Source organism: Arthrobacter sp. 05N425 (assembly GCF_056397125.1).
The window spans coordinates 22,127-43,365 of the sequence record NZ_JBFTMU010000004.1; the positions used below are offsets into that span (position 1 = coordinate 22,127).

15 protein-coding genes are annotated in these 21,239 nt (G+C 70.2%); 8 read left to right on the top strand and 7 right to left on the bottom strand.

The window, feature by feature from the left end:
* Positions 1–40 precede the first annotated feature (40 nt).
* A complete protein-coding gene (locus AC1DGE_RS07735; RefSeq protein ID WP_476917232.1) occupies positions 41–1,429 on the bottom strand; it encodes an MFS transporter in 1,389 nt (462 codons plus the stop codon).
* Positions 1,430–1,562: 133 nt separating this feature from the next.
* On the opposite strand from AC1DGE_RS07735, the gene AC1DGE_RS07740 reads away from it, so the two are divergent.
* A complete protein-coding gene (locus tag AC1DGE_RS07740) occupies positions 1,563–2,480 on the top strand; it encodes a LysR family transcriptional regulator (protein ID WP_476917233.1) in 918 nt (305 codons plus the stop codon).
* 28 nt (positions 2,481–2,508) lie between these two features.
* Here AC1DGE_RS07740 and AC1DGE_RS07745 read toward each other — a convergent pair whose 3' ends face one another.
* On the bottom strand, positions 2,509–3,504 hold the full coding sequence (locus AC1DGE_RS07745) for a spermidine synthase (protein WP_476917234.1): 996 nt from the start codon (positions 3,502–3,504) through the stop codon (positions 2,509–2,511).
* A 181-nt stretch (positions 3,505–3,685) separates the two neighbouring features.
* Between AC1DGE_RS07745 and AC1DGE_RS07750 the strand changes: the two genes are divergently transcribed.
* The 6 genes from AC1DGE_RS07750 (at position 3,686) to AC1DGE_RS07775 (ending at position 8,794) form a co-directional block, all read left to right on the top strand.
* Entirely contained in the window at positions 3,686–4,549 is an 864-nt protein-coding gene (locus AC1DGE_RS07750) for a hypothetical protein (protein WP_476917235.1), read from the top strand.
* The gene (locus tag AC1DGE_RS07755) at positions 4,546–4,977 is read left to right on the top strand and encodes a phage holin family protein (protein WP_441418014.1); all 432 of its coding nucleotides are present in this window, start codon (positions 4,546–4,548) and stop codon (positions 4,975–4,977) included. Before AC1DGE_RS07750 ends, AC1DGE_RS07755 begins: the two co-directional genes overlap by 4 nt.
* A 15-nt stretch (positions 4,978–4,992) precedes the next feature.
* The gene (locus tag AC1DGE_RS07760) at positions 4,993–5,589 is read left to right on the top strand and encodes a DUF3618 domain-containing protein (RefSeq protein ID WP_476917236.1); all 597 of its coding nucleotides are present in this window, start codon (positions 4,993–4,995) and stop codon (positions 5,587–5,589) included.
* An 81-nt stretch (positions 5,590–5,670) separates the two neighbouring features.
* Positions 5,671–6,786, top strand: a complete 1,116-nt coding sequence (locus AC1DGE_RS07765) for a YihY/virulence factor BrkB family protein (RefSeq protein ID WP_476917237.1) — start codon at positions 5,671–5,673, stop codon at positions 6,784–6,786.
* An 86-nt stretch (positions 6,787–6,872) separates the two neighbouring features.
* Entirely contained in the window at positions 6,873–7,724 is an 852-nt protein-coding gene (locus AC1DGE_RS07770) for a universal stress protein (RefSeq protein WP_476908930.1), read from the top strand.
* Between the two features lie 65 nt (positions 7,725–7,789).
* Complete coding sequence (locus tag AC1DGE_RS07775) at positions 7,790–8,794, top strand: zinc-dependent alcohol dehydrogenase family protein (RefSeq protein ID WP_476917238.1); 1,005 nt, start codon at positions 7,790–7,792, stop codon at positions 8,792–8,794.
* A gap of 68 nt (positions 8,795–8,862) precedes the next feature.
* Here AC1DGE_RS07775 and AC1DGE_RS07780 read toward each other — a convergent pair whose 3' ends face one another.
* Both AC1DGE_RS07780 and AC1DGE_RS07785 read right to left on the bottom strand, forming a co-directional pair.
* Positions 8,863–12,075, bottom strand: coding sequence for an HAD family hydrolase (locus tag AC1DGE_RS07780; protein ID WP_476917239.1), 3,213 nt, complete (start codon positions 12,073–12,075; stop codon positions 8,863–8,865).
* A 61-nt stretch (positions 12,076–12,136) separates the two neighbouring features.
* The gene (locus AC1DGE_RS07785) at positions 12,137–13,069 is read right to left on the bottom strand and encodes a polysaccharide deacetylase family protein (protein WP_476917240.1); all 933 of its coding nucleotides are present in this window, start codon (positions 13,067–13,069) and stop codon (positions 12,137–12,139) included.
* A 160-nt stretch (positions 13,070–13,229) separates the two neighbouring features.
* Between AC1DGE_RS07785 and AC1DGE_RS07790 the strand changes: the two genes are divergently transcribed.
* Positions 13,230–15,164, top strand: coding sequence for a heavy metal translocating P-type ATPase (locus AC1DGE_RS07790; RefSeq protein ID WP_476917241.1), 1,935 nt, complete (start codon positions 13,230–13,232; stop codon positions 15,162–15,164).
* Here the strand turns inward: AC1DGE_RS07790 and ppsA are convergent.
* The 3 genes from ppsA to AC1DGE_RS07805 form a co-directional block, all read right to left on the bottom strand.
* A complete protein-coding gene (ppsA, locus tag AC1DGE_RS07795; protein ID WP_476917242.1) occupies positions 15,112–17,547 on the bottom strand; it encodes a phosphoenolpyruvate synthase in 2,436 nt (811 codons plus the stop codon). The genes AC1DGE_RS07790 and ppsA overlap by 53 nt on opposite strands.
* A gap of 82 nt (positions 17,548–17,629) precedes the next feature.
* Positions 17,630–20,299, bottom strand: coding sequence for a cation-translocating P-type ATPase (locus AC1DGE_RS07800; RefSeq protein ID WP_441418023.1), 2,670 nt, complete (start codon positions 20,297–20,299; stop codon positions 17,630–17,632).
* A 162-nt stretch (positions 20,300–20,461) separates the two neighbouring features.
* Entirely contained in the window at positions 20,462–21,199 is a 738-nt protein-coding gene (locus AC1DGE_RS07805) for a glycosyltransferase family 2 protein (RefSeq protein ID WP_476917316.1), read from the bottom strand.
* Between the last annotated feature and the right edge of the window lie 40 nt (positions 21,200–21,239).

The following is a 21,239-nucleotide window of genomic DNA, read 5'->3' on the forward strand; positions in this document are numbered from 1 at the left end:
GAGATTCGAGGTCATCAGATTCAAGCAGTTCAGCAGACGTTCAAGCAGCTCGGCGGACGGCCGCTACTGCAAGGCCTTCACGTTCGGCGTCGGCCCGGTCCACGTCCTCGAGGGCGATGCCCTTGGTTTCCTTGAGGCTGAGCACTGCCACCGTGGTGATGGCGCAGGCCACCACTAGGTAGATGGCGGTGGGCAGCCAGGAACCGGTGTCCTTGAGCCACGCGGTGGCCAGCAGCGGCGCGAGCGAGCCGGCGAAGATCGAGGTGACCTGCGAACCCAGCGAGACGCCCGCGTAACGCATCCGGGTCGGGAACAGCTCCGACATCAGCGCCGGCTGGCCGGCGTACATGAAGGCGTGCAGGCACAGGCCGATCGTCACGGCGAGCACGATGACGACGGGGTTGCGGGTGTCGAACATCGGGAAGGCGAAGAACGGCCAGGTGGCTCCGGTGATGGCTCCGACCAGGTAGACCGGCTTGCGGCCCCAGCTGTCCACGAGCCGTCCGACCTGCGGGATGACCAGGAAGTGGATGAGGTGGGCAATCAACAGCGCCAGCAGCAGCGAGGACGTGTCGTACTTGTGGACGCTCTTGAGGTAGACAATCGCGAAGCTCACCACCAGGTAGTACATGATGTTTTCCGCGAACCGGAGGCCCATGGCCTGCAGGATGCCCTTGGGGTACTTGCGGATGACTTCGCGGACGCCGTAGCTGGCGGCCTGCTCCTGCTCCAGCTGCGCCTTGGCCTCGAGGAAGATCGGGGCTTCGGAGACGTTGGTGCGGATGTAGTAGCCGACGAACACGATCACCGCGGAGAGCCAGAACGCCACGCGCCAGCCCCAGCCGAGGAAGTCGGCGGCGCTGAGCACGTTGGACATGATGAACAGGACCAGGGTGGCCAGCAGGTTGCCGACCGGGACGGCCGCCTGGGGCCAGCTGGACCAGAAGCCGCGGGACTCGTTGGGGCTGTGCTCGGCAACGAGCAGCACGGCGCCGCCCCATTCGCCGCCCAGCGCGAAGCCCTGGATGAAGCGCAGCGCCACCAGCAGGGCCGGCGCGAGGTAGCCGATGTCGACGAAGCCCGGGAGGCAGCCCATCAGGAAGGTGGACACACCGATGATCACGATGGTCAGCTGCAGGGTGGGCTTGCGGCCCAGCTTGTCGCCGATCTGGCCGAAGACGATGCCGCCGAGCGGGCGGGCGACGAAACCGACGGCGTAGGTCAGGAACGCCTGGATGATGCCGTCCAGTTCATTGCCGGTGGCGGGGAAGAAGTACTTGCCGAACACCAGGGTGGCGGCGGTGGCGTAGAGGAAGAATTCGTACCACTCCACGACGGTGCCGACCATCGATGCGGCGACGATTTTCTTCAGGCCTGCACCCTTGGTGGCTGCGGCGGGGGGTGTTGCGGAGCGTTGGTCTACGCTCATCTCGGTCTCCTTAGTGTCCACGATGACACGCGCCGTGATGCACAGCACTGAAAATGGGCTTCATCGAGTATTGCCGCAGATTCCTTGCGGTTCAATGGCCAAACCGGCACGATGTATGTGCAGAATTGCAGATATGAATGCAAATCCCGACGACCTGCTTGTGCTGCTGGCGGTCTCGCGCTCGGCCAAATTTACGACGGCAGCCCAGGTCCTGGGCTTGAACCACACCACGGTCTCCCGCCGGATCGCTGCCCTGGAGAAGGCCCTCGGCGGCCGCGTGCTGTCGCGGGCCGCGGGCGGCTGGGAACTGACGGAACTCGGCGCCTCCGCGGTCGCCGTCGCCGAGCAGGTGGAAGGCGCCGTGCGCTCGCTCGAAAAGCCCGGCACGACGCCGGATCCCGTCACCGGCGTCGTGCGGATGACCGCCACCGACGGTTTCAGCGCCTACATCGCGGCCCCCGCGGTGGCCCGGCTGCGCCGCCACCACCCCGGGCTCAGCGTGGAGATCATCACGGTGACCCGGCGGGCGCTGCAGCAGCGCTCCGGCCTGGACATCGAGGTGGTGGTCGGCGAGCCGCAGGTGCATCGGGCCGAGGCGGCCCGGCTCGGCGAATACATGCTGGGGATGTACGCCTCGCGGAGCTACCTGGCCGAGTACGGGACGCCGCGCTCCGTGGACGAACTGGAGGCGCATCCGCTGGTCTACTTCGTCGATTCCATGCTCCAGGTGGACGACCTCGATGCCCCGCGGCGGCTGGTGCCGACCATGCGGGACGGGCTGAGTTCCACGAATGTCTTTGTCCACGTGGAGGCGACGCGGGCCGGGGCCGGAATCGGCTTCCTGCCCTGCTTCGCCGCGGACCTGCATCCGGACCTGGTCAGGCTGTTGCCGGATGAGTTCGCCGAACGGCTGCCCTACTGGATGGTCCTGCGGCCCGACTCGATGCGCCGGCCGGCCGTCGCCGCCGTGGTCCAGGCCCTGCGCGAGCAGACCGACGCTCACCGCGAGGCGCTGATGGGCCGGGGCGGGTACGCAGCGATTGTTCCGTAGGCGCCGTTTTGGGGCCGCAAAAGGGCCGTTACGGAGCTGTCGACGACGTCGGGACCGCGGCTTTCGGGTCCGCGGCTTTCGGGTCCGCGGCTTTCGGGTTCGCCGACGTCGGGACTACCGCCAGCGGGACCGCCGCCTCCGGGTCGTGGCGGACGGCGGCGCCGGCGGCGAAGGCGCGCACCTTGGCATCGTGCCAGATGTGCGCCGGCACCGCGCCGCCCAGCAGGCGCCGTGCGAGGCCGGGGTCGTCGTCGAACGGCGCGTCGCTGCCGGCGATGATCATGTTGCCGTAGCGCCGGCCCTTGAGCATGGCCGGGTCGGCGATGATTACCGTGTGCTCGAAGGCCGCAGCGATCGTGGCAGCGTCTTCGCGCGCGTTGGCCAGCGCCGGGGCGTCGCCGGAATTCACCAGGTAGATCCCGCCGGGCGCCAGGACACGCTTGGCGTGGCCGGTGAATTCGCTGGTGGTGAGCGGCCGCGGGGTGACGGAGCCGGCGAAGACGTCGCGGATGATGAGGTCCCGCGTCTGCGGCGTGAGGCTCTCGGTAACCTCGCGGGCCTCCCCCACGCGCAGGCGCAGCAGCGGCGCCTTGGGCAAGTCGAACCAGCCGCGGACGTACTCGGCAAGTTTCCCGTCCAGCTCCACCACCACCTGCCGGGCGTCCGGATAGGCGGCGTGGAAGTAGCGCGCCAGCGAGCAGGCTCCCCCGCCCAGGTGCAGGGCACGCAGCTTCGGCCGGGTCGGCGGCGGCCAACGCGACTCGACCAGCGCCGCAATCCAGCGCATGTACTCGAAGTCAAGGAACAGCGGGTCGGCGAGGTCGATATGGGAGCTCATCACGCCGTTGATCCGCAGCAGCCACCCGGTCGAGTTGTCCTGGTCCGGGATCAGCTCGCAGTCGCCGGTGTCGATGTAGTAGACGCCCGCGACCGGGCCGTCCGGGCGGCTGCCCTTCGGCACTTCCACCACTCCCGGCGTCGACGTCCCGGCGTTTCGCCCGGCCGCCCTGCCGCGCTTTGCCATCAGCTATCCGCCATTCCGCTCATGGACCAACCCTAGCTGGCCAGCGACGGCCGATTTTCAAAATTTCCTTGTAATCAAATGCGAAGCGTGCTTACTATCTAATAGTAATCATGCTTACTATTCGCGTTCGGCGCTGCTGGTTTGCTAACCGGCAGCAGATCTACAAGGAAAGAGAGCGACGATGACAGAGAACCAATGGCCCCAGGACGGTAGCTACGGAACCCCGACGGCGACGCAGGGCACGGAGCTAGGTACAGAGCCGGCACTGCGGCGGAGCTCGACGTTCCCGCCCGCCTCCACCGGGACGCCTTCGAAGACCGACACCGCCAAGGGCGAAGCCGGCGAGGTCAAGCAGCAGGCCGCGGAATCGGCCCAGAACGTCACCGAAACGGCAAAGGCCGAAGCGGCCAACGTGGCCGGCGAGGTCAAGAGCAACGCCAAGGACCTCATCAACCAGGCCCGGACGGACCTGACCGCCCAGGCCGGCACGCAGCAGCAGAAGGCTGCCCAGGGCCTGCGCTCCATTTCCAGCGAACTCCACACCATGGCTGAGGCCTCGGACCAGCCCGGCGTCGCGACCGACCTGATCCGCCAGGCCGCCGAGCGGTCACAGTCCGTGGCGACGTGGCTTGACAACCGCGACCCCGGTTCGTTGCTCAATGAGGTCAAGTCCTTTGCCCGCCAGCGGCCCGGCACCTTCCTGCTGGCCGCTGCCGGCGCCGGCATCCTGGCCGGACGCCTCAGCCGCAGCCTCAGCGCCGGGGCTCCGGATACGACGTCCACCGGCACCACCGGCACCCCGGCGCAGTACAGCGCCCCGGTCACCCGGGTGCCCGACGCCGGCGTCGCGGTCCCCCCGCCGCCGGTGACCTACCCGGAGACGACGACCGCCGGCGTTGCCGATACCTACCCGCCCAGCCCGATTGAGGGCACCGGCGCGCACGCCGACCAGTGGGCTAACGACCCGCTGGCCACCGATCCGTACCGCATTGATCCCACCGTCGACCCCGACCGTAAGGATCCGTTCGACGGAGGCCGTCGATGAGCAGCGAGATGCCCACGGGCGCCCCGATGCCTCCCACCGAGGCCCATGTGAAAGCGGAAACCAACTCCCTGGGCGATCTACTAGGTGACGTCACGCGGGACATGTCCACCCTGATGCGTCAGGAAGTGGAGCTCGCCAAGGCCGAACTGAAGCAGACCGCCGGCCGGGCCGGCAAGGGCGGCGGCATGTTCGCCGGCGCCGGCGTCGCAGGCCACTTCGTCCTGCTGTTCCTCTCCCTCGCCCTCTGGTGGGGTTTGGGAACGCTGATGGGGCTGGGATGGTCCGGCGTCGTCGTCGCGATCATCTGGGGCATCATCGGCGCCGTCCTGGCCTCGATGGGCCGCAAGGAACTCAAGGCGATGAAGGGCATGCCGCAGACCGCGGAAACCCTCCAGGAAATCCCCCCGACCCTCAAGCCCAGCCACTAGAGCGAGGAAAACACAATGACTGAAAACCCGGATGCCATCCGCGCCGACATTGAAGCAACCCGCGCCCGGCTCGGCACCAACGTCGACGCCGTGGCCGACAAGGTCACGCCGTCGCACATCGTCCAGCGCCAAACCGACAAGGTCAAGGACGCCGTCTTCGGAGTGAAGGAGAAAGTCATGGGAGCAGCCGACCACACCGCCGGCAACGTGCATTCCGCAGGCGGCAGTGCCGCCTCGCACCTGAACGACGCCGGCTCCGCCGTCGCCGACGCACCGCACCTGGCCAAGACTAAGACGCAGGGCAACCCGCTCGCGGCAGGGCTCATCGCCTTCGGCGCCGGCCTGCTGGTGTCCTCGCTGATCCCGGCGAGCCAGAAGGAACGCGAGGCAGCGGACGCCTTGAAGACGGCCGCCGAGCCGCTCACCACGGAGCTGACCGAAGCCGCGCAGCACGTGGCCGAGGGTCTGAAGGAGCCTGCCCAGGCCGCCATGGAGAACGTCAAGGCCACGGCCACCGACGCCGCTCAAAACGTCAAGGGTGAAGGCCAGACGGCCGTCGCCGACGTGAAGGACCGTGCGGCCGACGCCAAGGACAACGTCCAGCAGGCCTAGCCCGACCCGGAAGACGGCCGGTTGCCCTCGCTGACGCGCTGGGCAGCCGGCCGCTGCGCTTAACCACGAAAGAAGATTCCGATGGCCAAGAACCTCACCAAGGCGGACACTGGCTCCATGGACGACGCCGAAACCCCCGAGAGCAGCACCGCCAAGGCGCGCACTGCCCCCGCCCCGGACGACGCGCGCAAGCCGGACCGCCCCACCGATGTCACCAAGCCCTCCTGGAAGTACATCGCCAAGAAGACCCTGCGGGAATTCACCAAAGACCAGTGCCCCGACCTCGCGGCGTCGCTGACCTACTACTCGGTGCTCTCAATCTTCCCGGCGCTCCTGGCGCTGGTGTCCCTGCTGGGTCTCTTCGGAGACGCCCAGAAAACCACCTCGGCGCTGCTGGACATTGTCCAGGGCATCGCACCCGGCCAGACCGTGGACACGATCCGCCCGGTAGTCGAAGAACTGGCCAGCTCCTCGGCCGCGGGCCTGACGTTCATCGTGGGTCTCCTCACCGCCCTCTGGTCCGCCTCCGGCTATGTCGGGGCGTTCGGGCGGGCCATGAACCGGGTGTATGAGACCGACGAGGGCCGGCCGTTCCTGAAGCTGCGCGGCACCATGCTCGGTGTCACGGTCGTCAACCTGCTGATCGTCGTCGTGCTGGCCGCGATGCTCGTGCTCAGCGGCCCGGTGGCCGAGTCCGTCGGAAACATCATCGGTCTGGGCGGGGCGTTCCTGGTCGTCTGGAACATCGCCAAGTGGCCGGTGATGCTGGTGCTCGTGATCGTGGCTATTGCCATCCTCTACTACGCCACCCCCAACGTTAAGCAGCCCAAATTCCGCTGGATGAGCATGGGATCGGCGATCGCCCTGGTGGTCTTCCTGCTGGCATCCCTGGCGTTCGGCTTCTACGTGGCCTACTCCAACAGCTACAACAAGACCTACGGTGCAATCGGCGGCGTCATCATCGCGCTGCTCTGGCTGTGGATCCTGAACATGTCGCTGCTCTTCGGCGCCGAGTTCGACGCCGAAACCGAACGCGGCCGCCAGCTCCAGGCCGGCATCGAGGCCGAGGAAACCATCCAGCTGCCGCCGCGCGACACGAAGAAGAGCGACAAGCTGCAGGCCAAGGAGGAAGAGGACATCCGCCGCGGACGGGAGCTGCGGGAAGAACATAGCGGCCCCGAACGGGCGGGGGACTAAAGCCCCTAGCCGTCCCGTTCCCCGCACCGGTAGTACTGGGGGACGCACCGCTGGGGAGTGCTACGTCCGCCTACCCGGGAGGATCCATGCCGGCACCCGCAGCAGGTCCCCGGCCCGCCGCCGTCGCCGTGGGCTACGACGGCTCCGAATCCTCTCAACTCGCTGTCCGCTGGGCCGCCGACCACGCCGCCCTCCGGGGAGTCCCCCTGCGGGTGGTCCACGCCTGGGTCTGGCCGATGTTCACCAAGGACCTGGGACCCGTCAAAGGCGTGGCCGGCAGCGGCCTCCGGCATTCCGCCGAGACCATCCTCGCCGAGGGCGTGGGGCTGGCCCACGGCGTTGACCCCGGGCTCGCCGTCGACGGTGTCATGGAGGCCGGACTGCCCGCACAGGTCCTGCGCCGGGCCGCCGCGGACGCCTCCCTCCTTGTGGTGGGTAGCCGGGGTATAGGCGGCGTGCTCGGCCACCTCGCCGGCTCGGTCTGCCTGGAGCTGGCCGGCGCCGCCCCGTGCCCGCTGATGGTGGTCCGCCGTCCGCACCTGCCCGGCAGGCCCGTCGTCGTCGGCGTCGATGCCGCGGCCCACAGCTCGGCGGTGCTGGCCGACGCCGCCCGCCTCGCCGTCGCAATGGGCGCCGAGTTGCAGCTGATCCATGTTGATCCGGACCATGGCGGCGACCTGGCGGAGCACGGCCGCCACGCCCCGCTCCACGGCGCGGAACTGCTGGAGTACTCCCTCGGCGAAGCAGGGAGACTCGCCCCCGGGCTGGCAGTCTCCGGCACGCTGAAGGAGGGCCGGGCGGCGGCCAAGGAACTCGTGGAGGCAGCCGAAGATGCGGATGTGCTGGTGCTGGGCACCCACAACCGCGGCGGAGGCATTGGCAACACCGTCTCCGCGGTGCTGCACAAGGCGGCCTGCAACGTCATGATCACGCGCTGATTCCGACCCCGGGATCACGGCCGCCGCAGCCCGGGTCAGGAAGATGAGCCAGAAAGGGAGGCCCTGTGCGAGCCTGGTGGGTTGCGCAGCCCGGACCAATCGCGACGGGTCCGCTGGTATCCGGCGAGCGCCCGGACCCCAGCCCTGGGCACGGGGAAGTCCTTTTGCGCGTGCGGGTGTGCGGGGTGTGCCGCACGGACTTGCACCTGGCCGAAGGCGAGCTGGCCCCCAGACGGGCCGGCGTCGTTCCCGKGCACGAAGTGATCGGCGAGGTGATCGGCGCCGGCCCGGGCGCGGACCGGTTCCGCCCGGGCGAGCGGGTGGGAGTGGCCTGGCTCGGCGGCACCTGCCGGTCCTGCCGGTTCTGCCTGCGCGGGCAGGAAAACCTGTGCCTGTCCCCCACCTTTACGGGCTGGGACCGCGACGGCGGCTACGCCGAACTCATCACCGTCGCCGAGGACTTCGCCTACCGGGTGCCCGAAATCTTCCCGGATGAGGAGGCGGCTCCGCTGCTGTGCGCGGGCATCATCGGCTACCGCGCCCTGAGCCGGGCGGAACTGCCGATCGGCGGCCGGCTGGGCATTTACGGCTTCGGCGCCTCGGCCCACCTCGCCGCACAGATTGCGCTCTACCAGGGGGCCCGGGTCTACGTCATGACGCGGTCTCCCGAAGCCCGCCGCCTCGCCCTGGACCTCGGCGCCACCTTCGCCGGCGGAGCCGAGGATGAGCCCCCGGACCCCCTCGACTCCGCCATCCTCTTCGCTCCCGCCGGGACCCTCGTGCCGCCGGCGCTGCGTGCCCTCGACCGTGGCGGAACCCTCGCCGTCGCAGGCATCCACCTCAGCGACATTCCGCCGCTGCACTACGCCGCCGAGCTGTTCCAGGAGCGCCAACTGCGCAGCGTCACCGCCAACACCAGGGCCGACGGCGAGGAGTTCTTCCGGCTCGCCGCCGAGATTCCGCTGCGCCCCACCACGGTGGCCTACCCCTTCGACGCCGCAGACCAGGCGCTGCGGGACCTCGCCGGGGACCGGGTGACCGGCGCCGCCGTCATCCGCGTGGCCTCCTGAAGCAGGCCCCGCCCAACTGGCTCGCAGTTGTTGTCGCTTTAAGGGCTCAAAACGACAACAACTGCCAGCTAGTTGGGTGCGGAATCGGCGCGGAGGAATTCATGCTGTTCGCCGGCCCGCAGCAGCACCTTCCGGGGGCCAACCCGGACCAGCACGGGGGCGGCGTCCCCGGGGGCGGCGGAGACCATGAGCCGGTCCGTTTCCAGATGCACCGCCAGCAGCTGGTCGCGGTAGCGGACCTGGAACTCGACCCGGCGCAGTTCAGCCGGGAGCCTGGGCGTGAAGTCGAGGGCGTCCCGGGTGATCCGCAGTCCAGCGAAGCTGCGCTGGACGACGTCGATCGAGCCGGCCATGGCGCCCAGGTGGATGCCCGAGCTCGTGGTCCCGCCCTGGGTATCGTCCAGGTCCGCGTCCAAGGCTTCGCGGAACGTGGCCCACGCCCGCTCAGGATCCCGTTGCGCGAGGACCGAGGCGTGCGCCACCCGGCTGAGCGTGGAGCCGTGCGCGGTCCGGGCCAGGTAGAAGTCCACGGTCGCGGCCATCTGGGCGGCGGTGACGGTGTAGCCCATCCGGCCGAGGAATCCCACGAGCTGGTCCTCACCCAGGACGTAGAGCAGCATCAGGACGTCGGCCTGCTTGGCCAGCCGGTAGTGGTTGGTGCTGTCCCCTTCCGCTTCCAGGATCAGGTCCAGCCGTTCAATGTTGCGGTAGCTGCGGCGGTAGTGGGTCCAGTCCAGTTCCCGGAGCGCGCCATAGCCGGCGAACTGGCTGATGATGCCGTCCCCGTGGAAGGGCACGAACATGCGCCGGCTCAGCCGCTCCCAGCCAGCGATTTCCGCTGCCGTAATGCCGAGCCTGGCCCGGAGGTCCTCCATGTCGAACCCCTGGACGGAGCGCATAATCCACTCCGCCTGGTCGAACACCCACGCGGCCATGATGTTGGTGTAGGCGTTGTCATCGAGGCCTCCGCCCGGGTTGCCCTGGGTGCCGGTGTGGTACTCATCCGGCCCCATCACACCCCTGAGATGGAACCGGTCCTCGATGGCGTCGTAGTCCGCCATCGAGGCGAACAGGCGGGCGACGTCGACAATGAGTTCCGCGCCGTGCTGGGTCAGCCAGCCGCGGTCCTGGGTGGCCTCGAAGTACTGCCAGGCGTTGTAGGCCACGGCCAGGCCCACATGGCGCTGGAGGTGCGAGTAGTCCGGCATCCAGTGCCCGGACAGCTTGTTGAAGAGCAGCTTGGGCGTCTGCTCGGTGCCGTCGCTGCCGCTCTGCCAGGGGAACAGCGCGCCCCGCAGCCCGGCCGCCCGCGCCGCATCCCGGGCCGTGCCGAGCCGGCGCCAGCGGTAGTCGACGAGCTCCCGCGCGAGCGAGGGCAGCCGGGAGTTCAGCACCGGCAGGACAAACAGTTCGTCCCAGAAGACATGCCCGCGGTAGCCCTCTCCGTGCAGTCCGCGGGCCGGCACGCCCGCGTCCAGCTCGGCGGTGTGGGTCGTCAGTGTCTGCAGCAGGTGGAACACGTGCAGGTTCAGGATCAGCTGCGCCTGCGACGGGGCGTCGGACTCGATGATGAACGGAGCCAGCAGCAGGGACCAGGCCTTCTCATGCTCCGCCAGCAGCGCCTCGAAGCCGCCCGCGCGCGCCAGCACCGCCTCCGCCCCGGTCAGCGGAGAGGAAACCGCGTGGTCCCGGGAGCTGGCGACCCCCACCGTCTTGGTCACCGTCACCGCTGTCCCGTCCGCGGCCGCCACCTCGAAGCGGTGCGCGTACAGGCCGCCAAGCTGCTCGAAGGCGGAGTTAGCCGGCCCTGACACCTCGGTGCGGACCGCCAGGGCGATGCCGACCCGGCTCTGGCTGGTCTGCACCTGGACGTTCAGCACGACGGCGCCCCGTCGGGCAGTACTCTGCCCGCGGGCGGCGTGCCCCCCGGCGGACTGCCCACCGGCGGATTCCGTCACCTGCACCGCCGTCAGGTGCCGGTTGGACAGCTGAGCGTCCTCCGGGACGTTGGAGTTGGTCACGTCCGTGTCGCAGCCGCTGCGGACGCTGATGCTGCCGCTCCAGCCGTCCGCGGTCAGCACCGTCTCCAGCGCGGCTAGGTGCGGCTCCGCCATCGACACAAGCCGGCGCTGCACCAGCCTCAGCCGCCGGCCGGCGTCGTCCTCCAGCAGCGCCTCCCGGGTGAGCAGCGCGCGTTTAAGGTCCAGGGTGCGGCGCTCCTGCTTGAGCACCAGGCCTCCCTCCGACCACCAGGCGCCGCCCTCGATCCGCAGGTCCAGGTGCAGCCAGTCCGGAATGTTCACCATGTGCTCGTCCACCGTCTTCTGGCCCTCCACGACGCTGGCCAGCCGGTTGTAGACCCCTGCCAGGTAGCTCCCGCGGTAGTGGATCTCACCGCCGCGGTGCTCCGGCGCCGCACCCCGGGTGGCCATGTAGCCGTTGCCCAGCGTGGTCAGCGCCTCCCGGTGCCCTTCGTGGGCCGGGTCGAAACCCTCGTAGACCAGCATCCAGGGGTGCGTGATGACCAGGCCGATGTCCAGTTCGCTGACGTCTTCGACCACGATGTCGGCGCCGGCGGTTTCCAGTTCGGCCCGCCGGCCGGTCCGGTCGATCCCGACGACGAGCCCGAAGCCACCGCGGCGGCCCGCTTCGACCCCGGCGACGGCCGCTTCGATGACCATGGCCCGGCCGGGCGGGATGTCCAGCCGCCGCACCGCTTCGAGGGCCAGGGCCGGCGACGGCTTGCCGGGGATGGCCTGCCGCAGCGCCGCCTGGCCGTCCGCGACATGGTCGAAGAAGCCTTCCAGGCCGACGGTGGCGAGCAGCGCGCCCGCGTTGGGCGCCGACGTGGCCAGCAGCACCGGAATCCGGCCGGCCCGGAGCCGTTCCAGCAGGGCCAGGGTGCCGGGGAAGGCCCGGGGCGGCTGGCCGCGCAGCAGTTGGCCGAAGAGTTCGTCCTGGCGTTTCCCGAGTCCGAATGCCGTCCAGTCGCCCGGACCATCCGCCGGCGAACCCGGCGGAAGCGAGACGCCGCGCGAGGCCAGGAACGCCGAGGCAGCCTCGGCGGGCGTCCTGCCTTCGATGTAAAGGGTGTAGTCGGCGTCGGCAATCGGGTCCCGGCGGGCGCGCGACGGCAACCGGGGGTCCCGGAAGACGTCGTCGAGGAGCCGCTTCCAGGCAGCGGCACGGAGTTCCGCGGTATCAAGCACCACGCCGTCCAGTTCAAAGACCACCGCGTCGACGGGTGCCAGGGCAGCTGCAACTGTGGGCGACTCCGTCATGCGTTATTCGTAGCAGTCATCCCCGTCGGGGAACAGTGGCGGTCGGCCCGGTTACGGGCGGTCAGCCGAGGAGCGCGTCCAGGGTCGTGAAGCCGTAACCGGCCTGGCGGATCCGGTTGATGAGTTGCGGCAGCGCGTCGGCGTCCAGGGTGGTGCCGTCGTCGGGGTTGGAGCCGATGTGCATCAGGACGATCTCCCCCGGCTGCAGGCCGGCGAGCGCCCGGTCGGCGACGATCTGGACCGTAACGCCGCCGCTGGTGCCCTTCCAGCCGAGGGTGTCGACCGTCCAGCGCACCGGCAGGTAGCCCCGCGCGTTCACGGCGGCGATGGTCCGTGCGTCCCGCTCGCCGAACGGGAAGCGGAAAAGCGGCCGGGAATCCGCGCCTCCGGCCGTGATAGCGGCCTGCGCGCCGGCGAGCTGCTGGGCGATCTGGGCGTCGGTGAGGGAGGTGAACCCCGGATGCGTCATCGAGTGGTTGCCCACCCGGTGGCCGGCGGCCACGATCGAGGCAACGCCCGCGGGGTTGGCGCTGGCCCAGTTGCCCGTCAGGAAGAACGTTGCCCGCACTCCGGCGGCGCCGAGGGTGCGCAGAATGCTGGGCAGGGCCGCCGAATTGGCCCCGGCGTCGAAAGTCAGGGCAACCACGGGGCCCGCGCCGGGGATGACCTCGACGTCGGCGCCCCGGAGCGCCGCGGGGAACGGGGCCGCGGGTGCCGGGGGCGGCGGGGGCGGCGGAGGGATCGGAGCGGCGCTCGACGGCGGCAGGGGCGGCCGGCTTGGCGTCGCAGCGGGTGAGGGGGTGCTCGGCGCAGTGCGCGTCGGCGAAGAGGTAACGGAAGCCGACGCCGCGCCGGTGGCCGGGGCCGTCGACGGAGCGGCGGCAGGGGGTCCCCCGGAGAGCACAACTGCCGTCACCACCGCGCCGACCACCAGCAGCACCGCAGCCACCAGCGCAAGCACCCGGCGCCGGCGCCCGGCGAAGATCGACCACATGCCTCACCATGGCACCACAGGCCCCAGTGGGGTAGGGCTGAAAGGCCCGACGAACCCCCAGGTGTCCGTCCGGCCCGGAGCCCGGGAGGGGAGGGCCGCGCAGTAGGATGCAAGTAGGCGCAGACGCCGGGTCTTGCGCGAGGAACGAGGCGGGACAACCGTGAAAATTGCGCTCCGGTATCCGCTTGTCACGGGCACGGTCGCCGCCCTCCTGGCGGTGATACTGCTGCTTGCCTCCGGCCAGGAAGCTATCGCGCGGATCGCCGCCAGCATCTATGCGCTGGCTGTGGCGGCCTACCTCGCCGTCGGCATGGTCCGCCGCCTGGTCGGCGGCCAGTGGGGCATCGACATCCTGGCCGTAACCGCCATCGTCAGCACCGTACTGGTGGGCGAATTCGTCGCCTCGATGATCATCGTGCTCATGATGGCCGGCGGCACCGCCCTTGAGGACTACGCCGCCGGCCGTGCCAAGAAGGAACTGACGTCCCTGCTGGAGCGCGTCCCGCAGACAGCCCACCGGGAACGCAACGGCGGTGCCGCCGGAAGCCACGCCGCCGAAACCGACAGCCAGCATGAGGACGTGGCGGCCACCGACGTCGAAGTCGGCGACATCCTGCTGGTGCGGCCCGGCGAAGTGGTGCCGCTGGACGGGCTGCTGCTTTCCGAGTCCGGAACGTTTGATGAATCCTCGCTGACCGGGGAGAGCCTGCCGGTGGAGCGTGCCGCCGGCGAGGGCCTGATGAGCGGGTCGTTGAACGGCCAAGCGGCCATCCGGATGCAGGTCACGGCGCTGATGGAGGACTCGCAGTACAGCCGCATCGTCGCGCTGGTGAAAGAAGCGGCCGACAGCAAGGCACCCATGGTCCGCCTGGCCGACCGCTACGCCGTCCCGTTCACCGCCCTCGCCTACGTTCTCGGGGCGATCGGCTGGATCGTCAGCGGCAGCCCGGTCCGGTTCGCGGAGGTGCTGGTGGTGGCCACGCCGTGTCCCCTGCTGATCGCCGCCCCCGTGGCGTTCCTGGGCGGCATGAGCCGTGCCGCGCGTGGCGGCATCATCGTCAAGTACGCCGGGGTTCTCGAGCAGCTGAGCCGGATCAAAACGGTGGCCTTCGACAAGACCGGCACCCTGACCTACGGCCGCCCCTCCCTGGTGGGCATCCGGACTGCGGGGTCCTTCACCGAGGACCGGGTCCTCGGGCTCGCGGCCTCCGCCGAGCAATATTCTTCCCACGTGCTCGCCGCCTCGGTGATGGACGCGGCACGGTCCCGTGGCTTGGTTTTCGAGTCCGCCACGGAGGCCACCGAATTCGCCACGCACGGCGTCCGGGCGCGCTTCGACGGCCGGGACGTCGTCGTCGGCAAGCCAAATTTCGTGTCGGAATCGGCCGCCGGTGTCGTCGAAACCGAGCTGGCCAGCGGCGAGCTCGCCATCTACGTGGGTGTGGCCGGGGAGTTCGCCGGGGCCCTGGTGATGAGCGACCCGATCCGCGGGGAAACCCGCCGCACCGTGGCCGAACTCCGGGAACTCGGCGCCACCCGGACGGTCATGCTCACCGGCGACGCGCTCGCCACCGCCGAGCACATCGCGGCAGAGGCCGGGCTGACCGATGTCCGCGCCGAGTGCCTGCCGCCGGACAAGGTGGAGGCCGTGCGCTCTCTGCCCCGCCGTCCGGTCATGATGGTGGGCGACGGCGTCAACGACGCCCCCGTCCTGGCCGTCGCCGACGTCGGGATCGCGATGGGCGCGCGGGGTTCGACGGCGGCCGGCGAGTCCGCCGACGTCGTGATCATCCTGGACGACCTGTCCAAGGTGGCCTCGGCCGTGCGGATCGGCCAGCGCACCGTGAAGGTGGCGCTGCAGAGCATCTGGATCGGCATCGCGCTGAGCGTGGCGCTGATGCTGGCGGCAGCCGCGGGCTACGTTCCGGCCATCGCCGGCGCCCTCTCCCAGGAGGTGGTGGACCTCGCCACGATCCTGAACGCGCTCCGGGCGCTGGGCTCCGGGACGCGGACCCCGCGGCCGGGCGGGCCGGCCGGCCGGCCTAGCCCGCGGACGCCAGCTTCTCGGCTTCCGCGATCCGCGGGACGGTCCTGAGGTAGCTGTCCGGGTTCAGCGAGATCGAATCGATGCCCTCGCCAACCAGGAACGCCGCGAACTCCGGGTGGTTGCTGGGGCCCTGGCCGCAGATACCGATCTTGATCCCTGCCGCGTGCGCCTTCCGGATCGCCTCGCTGATCATCGCCATGACGGCCTCGTCGCGCTCGTCGAACAGCGCCGCCAGCTGCGCCGAGTCCCGGTCCACGCCGAGGACCAGCTGGGTGAGGTCGTTCGAGCCGATCGAGAAGCCGTCGAAGCGGGTGGCGAATTTTTCAGCCAGGACCACGTTGGAGGGGATCTCGCACATCATGTAGACCTGTAGGCCGTGCTCGCCGCGGACCAGCCCGTTCTCAGCCATCACCGCCAGCACCTTGTCCGCCTCCTGCGGTGTCCGGCAGAACGGGACCATGACGATGATGTTGCTGAAGCCGATCCGCTCCCGGACCCGTTTCAGCGCCCGGCATTCGAGCGCGAAGCCTTCCCGGTACCGCGCGTCGTAGTAGCGCGAGGCACCCCGGAAGCCGAGCATCGGGTTCTCCTCGGCTTCCTCGAAGGAGGCGCCGCCGATCAGGTGCGCGTACTCGTTGGTCTTGAAATCGCTGAGCCTCACGATCACCGGGTTCGGATGGTAGGGCGCGRCGATCTTCGCGATGCCCAGCGCCAGGGCGTCCACGAAGTAGTCGCCTGGATCGGCGTAGCCGCGCGTCAGGTCCCGGATCTGCGCTGCTTCCTGCGGGTCCGCGACCCGTTCCGGGTGGACCAGCGCCATCGGATGGATCCGGATCAGGGCGCTGATGATGAACTCCATCCGGGCCAGCCCGACGCCGTCCGCGGGCAGCCGCCACCACTGGAAGGCGGCCGCGGGGCTGGCGATGTTCACCATGACTTTGGTGCGCGTCGCCGGCAGCTCGCCCAGATCCACGTCCTCGGCTTCGAACGCGAGGCTGCCGGCATAGACGCGGCCCGTATCGCCTTCGGCGCAGGACAGGGTCACGGCCTGGTCCTCGGCCAGGACACTGGTGGCGTTGCCGGTCCCGACGACGGCGGGCACCCCCAGTTCCCGGCTCACGATGGCCGCGTGGCTGGTGGGGCCGCCGTGGTCGGTGACGATCCCGGCGGCGCGCTTCATGATGGGCACCCAGTCCGGGTCGGTCATTTCGGTGACCAGGATGGCGCCGTCCCGGAACTTGTCGATGTCAGCGGCGCTCCTGATCACGCACGCCGTCCCCTGCGCGATCGAGTCGCCGATCGCCGCCCCGGTCACCAGCACCGCCCCGGTTTCCAGCAGGTGGTGGAGCGTGAAGCGGGAACCGGTCTTTTGCGACTGCACCGTCTCCGGCCGGGCCTGGACCATGAAGAGCTCGCCCGTCACGCCGTCCCGGGCCCATTCCATGTCCATCGGCCGGCGGTAGTGCTCCTCGACGCTCACGGCCCAGCGGGCCAGGGTGAGGATCTCGGCGTCGGCCAGGACGAAGGACCGGCGTTCCGCTTCCGAGGTGTCGACGGTGCGGGTGCGGGCGTGGCCGCCGCGGCTGTAGACCATCTTCTGCGCCTTGGAGCCGAGGGTCTTTTCGATGATCGGGCTGGGCCTTTCCGCCACCCCTTCCGCCAGCCCTTCCGCCGGTCCTTCCGCCGCCGCGGCCTCGCTCAGGAGCGGCTTGAAGACGAGGTACTTGTCCGGGTTGATCGTGCCCTGCACCACCGTCTCGCCGAGACCCCAGGCGGCGCTGATCACGGCAGCCCGCGGGAACCCGGAGTCTGTATCGATCGAGAACATCACTCCGGAGGCGCCGACGTCGGAGCGCACCATCCGCTGGACCCCGATCGAGAGTGCGACGTCGAGGTGGTCGAAGCCCTTGACTTCCCGGTAGCTGATGGCCCGGTCCGTGAACAGCGAGGCGTAGCACCGCCGGCAGGCGTCCATCAGTTCCCGGTCGCCGGTGACGTTCAGGAAGGTTTCCTGCTGGCCGGCGAAGCTGGCATCGGGAAGGTCCTCGGCCGTGGCGCTGCTGCGTACCGCGACCGACAGCCGCTCCAGGCCGGCGCGCTGGCCCAGATCGCGGTAGTGCGAGCGGATGGAGTCGGCGATGTCCGGCGGGAAATCGCTGGCCAGGAACAGCTCCCGGATGGCTTCCCCGGTCTCGCGGAGCGTCGCGTCCCCGGAGCGGTAGGCCAGGATCCGCGAGCGCATCGCCGGTTCGATCCCGTTCGCCGCGACGAAGGTCCGGTAGGCCGCGGCGGTGGTGGCGAAGCCGTCGGGAACCCGTACGCCCCGGGCCTTGAGGGACTGGATGAGCTCGCCCAGGGAGGCATTCTTGCCGCCGACCTGCGGGACGTCCCCCATGCCAATTTCTTCAAACCACTTCACGTGCTCGGGCATGCCGGCGCTCCTTTGGGCGTTTGTCCATCCATGGTCCGATCCTGCGGCCCGGGGCGGTGTGGGGTCAGAGGCTTTGGACCTCTTAGCCGGCGCGTTGGGCGGGCCGCCCGGACGTGCCGTGCCGGGCCAGCTTGTAGAGCCAGTCCGCGACCAAGACCGCCGGAATGGCGGCGAGGGCCACGGCCAGCCCGCCGGGTGTCGGCGGGGCATGTCCCAGCAGGCCGGCGACAGGGCCAAGGAACAGGAAGACGGAGAGCAGCCCCAGCTCCGCCAGCACGGCCCAGAGCAGCAGCCGGTTGGTGAACCAGCCCAGCTGCCAGGGCGGGGAGGTGGCGCTGCGGCAGGCGAAGGCGTTGGCGAGCTGGGCCAGGACCACGGTGGTGAACGCGGCGCCGGAGGCCGCCATCAGCGCGTCCGACGGCGGCAGTGCGGCTCCGGGGCTCCAGCCGGCTCCGAAGAGAACGGCGGTGTAAGCGGTCATCTCCATCAGCGCCTCTACCGGGCCCAGCAGGCCGAAGACCCGGAACATCAGGGCCCGGTCCATCAGGTGCCGGCGCTCCGGCGGACGTTTCAGGGCCCCTTTGCTGGGCGCTTCGCTGCCGAGGGCCAGGGCCGGCAGCAGGTCGGTGCCGATGTCCAGGGCGAGGATCTGAAGCACGCTCAGGGCCAGCGGGAACCGGCCACCGGACAGGGCCCAGAACACGAACGGCGTCAGCTCGGCGACGTTGTCCGTGAGGTGGTACGTCAGGAAACGGCGGATATTCGCGTAGGTGGCGCGGCCCTGCTCCACGGCCGCGATGATCGTCGCAAAGTCGTCGTCGAGCAGCACCAGGTCCGCCGCCTCGCGGGCCACATCCGTGCCGCTGAGGCCCATCGCGACGCCGATGTCCGCCTGCTGCAGCGCAGGCCCGTCGTTGACGCCGTCACCGGTCATGGCCAGCACGTGGCCGCGGTGCTGCAGCAGCCGGGCCACCCGGAGCTTTTGTTCCGGCGTTACCCGGCTGACCACGACGCCGTCGCGGTCCAGCAACGCGGCCAGGACCTCGTCATCCTCCGGCAGGTTGTGGCCCTCCAGCACCAGCTCCGGGGAGCCGATCAGGCCGGTTTCCCGGGCAATGGCGGCGGCCGTGAAGGCGTGGTCGCCGGTGACCATACCCACCTTGATGCCAGCGTCGCGGGCCGCCTGCAGCGAGAGCCGGACCTCGGCGCGGGGCGGATCGTGCAGGCCGATCAGGCCCAGCAGCGTCAGCCCGCTCTCCACTTCGTCCGCCGTCGTGCCGTCCCGCACCGGTCCGGGCAGGCTCCGCTGCGCGACCGCGAGGACCCTGAGCCCGTGCGAGGCCATCTGGTCCACCATCTGCAGGGCACGGTCGGCGCCGCCGGCGCCGTCCACGTCGCCGTCGCCCTCACTGTCGCCGTCGCCCCGGCACAAGGGGATCACGGACTCCGGGGCCCCCTTGACGAACAGCGTCGTACCGACGATGGCGGACTCGCGCAGCCGTCGCGGATCGAAGGCGAAGCGGTGCGACGGCGTTGGCTCCGCCGGCCCGCCGCCGGGGCCGGCCAGCCGCGTGGCCAGCGCGTCGATGGCGGCCTCCATCGGATCTCCCTCGGCGATCCACTGCCCGTCGTGCGGCACCGCCCGGCCCACCGAGGCGGCACGGGCGGCGGCGCTGAGCCGCTGCCCCGCCTGGAACGCCGCCGCTCCGGCGTCCGCGCCACCCTCCCCCGTGACCTCGGCTTCCGGCGCGTAGCCGTTCCCGGTGACGCCGAGCAGCCCGGAGGGTGTCCAGACCTCGACGGCGTTCATCCGGTTCTGGGTGAGGGTTCCGGTCTTGTCCGTGCAGATGAACGTGGTGGAGCCAAGCGTCTCGACCGCCTGCAGGTTCCGCACCAGGGCCTTGCGCGCGGCCATCCGCTGGGCTCCGATGGCGAGCGAGAGGGTGACGGTGGGGAGCAGGCCCTCGGGCACCAGCGCCACCGCCACGCCGATCGCGAAGAGGAACGCATCGCGCCAGGAGATGCCCACCAGCAGCGAGAGGATGAAGAACAAGGCGCCGATGCCCAGGGCCACGCCGGCGACAATCCTGACAATCCGCTGCAGTTCCAGGGCCAGCGGGCTCGGCGGCGCCTCGACCTTGCCGGTCAGTGACGCGATCTCGGCGAGCCGTGTCTGTCCCCCGGTGCTGGCCACCACCCCTTCGGCCGTGCCGATGACCAGGAAGGTTCCACCGAACACGGTGTCCCCCGCGGCCTTGCTGACCGCTTCGCTTTCGCCGGTGAGCATCGATTCGTCCACCGTGCAGCCCGCAGCCAGGGCCAGGCGGAGATCCGCCGGCACCCGATCGCCGGCAACCAGCACGACGGCGTCTCCGGGCACCAGCTCGGTGGTGTGCACTTTGACGATGCGATTGTCCCGGCGCACCGAGACCATGGCGGGCAACAATTCGCGCAGCTTGGCGGCCGCGTGCTGGGCGCGCTCCTGCTGGATGTAGGCGAATACCCCGTTCACCACGATCACGACGATGATGGCGATGCCCAGTTGCGGCATGCCGGCGACAAAGGCGAGGGCGGCCGCCACCCAGAGCATGACGGCAAAAAAGTGGGTCAGTTCTGCCAGCAGCCGCCGCCAGCCCGGCACGGCACGGACCTCGGGCAGCCGGTTTGCCCCGGCACGCTCCAGCCTCAGGGCAGCCTCCGCCGAGCTCAGTCCGGAGATCCCGGGCAGCGGCCCGGCCGCGGCAGGGTTCACCGTCCGCCGCCCGTCATGCGCAGCACCTAACGCCGGCACTGCCCAGGTGCATCATGCCTCCGAGGATGCTCCGGCGCGGCACCCCTGGTTAGGGCCAAAGGTCACCGGGCGCCGGCGCGCGGCTGCGCTGCCCCGGAACGGCTTCGGTTGCCGGGCCCGCCCTCAGCTGCCAGTGGCGGCAGGCGGCCGCTGCCGTCCCAGCGAACGCAGGTACGTCCCGAAGCCGTGGGGCGCCCGTGCGTGGGTCCGGCCGGAGGTCAGCACCCGCATGCTGTCCGTTGCGAGGACGGTGAAGGCGAGGCTGCGCAGGCTCTGGACCAGGGTGCGGTCCTCGTGCGTTTCCAGGTGCGAGAACCCGCCCGCGGCCAGGTAGGCCGAGGCCCGGACGCCGAAGTTGGCGCCGTAGATGTGCGGGTGTTTTTCCTCGAAGGGGTGGCGGTCCAGCCAGCGGCGCAGCAGTTCCGGGTCCATCCCGACCGGGTCCGGTTCCACCGAGCCGAGCACCGCGTCGGCACCGGCTTCGGCGAATTCGAGCTGCCGCACCAGCCAGTTCACCGGGACCTGCGAATCGGCGTCGGTGTTGGCCAGCCAGGTCCGTCCCGGCCAGGGCCGCGGTTCGGAACGCTGGCCGGGGGCGCGCCGTTGCGGGCCGAGCACGGCGGCGCGGACGCCTGCCGCCCGGCTCGCGCCGGCGCTGCGCAGCCGGACGTCGAGCRCGCCGAAGCGCGGGTCGGCGTCGACGTAACCTGCGGTGATCTCGGCGGAGCGGTCGGTGCAGCTGTCCAGGACCACTGTCACCCGGACGGCGACGCCGGGCCGCTGCCGCTGCAGCTCGTCGGCGGCGCGCTGCACTGCCCGCAGCGCCCGGTCCAAGTGCTGTTCCTCGTTGTGGGCCGGCATCACGACGGCGACGGCGTCGATGCCGGGGCGTCGTTGCGGG

Coding starts and splice junctions, on each gene's coding strand:
- AC1DGE_RS07735 (WP_476917232.1), bottom strand. CDS start 1,429: ATGAGCGTAGACCAACGCTCCGCAACACCCCCCGCCGCAGCCACCAAG.
- AC1DGE_RS07740 (WP_476917233.1), top strand. CDS start 1,563: ATGAATGCAAATCCCGACGACCTGCTTGTGCTGCTGGCGGTCTCGCGC.
- AC1DGE_RS07745 (WP_476917234.1), bottom strand. CDS start 3,504: ATGGCAAAGCGCGGCAGGGCGGCCGGGCGAAACGCCGGGACGTCGACG.
- AC1DGE_RS07750 (WP_476917235.1), top strand. CDS start 3,686: ATGACAGAGAACCAATGGCCCCAGGACGGTAGCTACGGAACCCCGACG.
- AC1DGE_RS07755 (WP_441418014.1), top strand. CDS start 4,546: ATGAGCAGCGAGATGCCCACGGGCGCCCCGATGCCTCCCACCGAGGCC.
- AC1DGE_RS07760 (WP_476917236.1), top strand. CDS start 4,993: ATGACTGAAAACCCGGATGCCATCCGCGCCGACATTGAAGCAACCCGC.
- AC1DGE_RS07765 (WP_476917237.1), top strand. CDS start 5,671: ATGGCCAAGAACCTCACCAAGGCGGACACTGGCTCCATGGACGACGCC.
- AC1DGE_RS07770 (WP_476908930.1), top strand. CDS start 6,873: ATGCCGGCACCCGCAGCAGGTCCCCGGCCCGCCGCCGTCGCCGTGGGC.
- AC1DGE_RS07780 (WP_476917239.1), bottom strand. CDS start 12,075: ATGACGGAGTCGCCCACAGTTGCAGCTGCCCTGGCACCCGTCGACGCG.
- AC1DGE_RS07785 (WP_476917240.1), bottom strand. CDS start 13,069: ATGTGGTCGATCTTCGCCGGGCGCCGGCGCCGGGTGCTTGCGCTGGTG.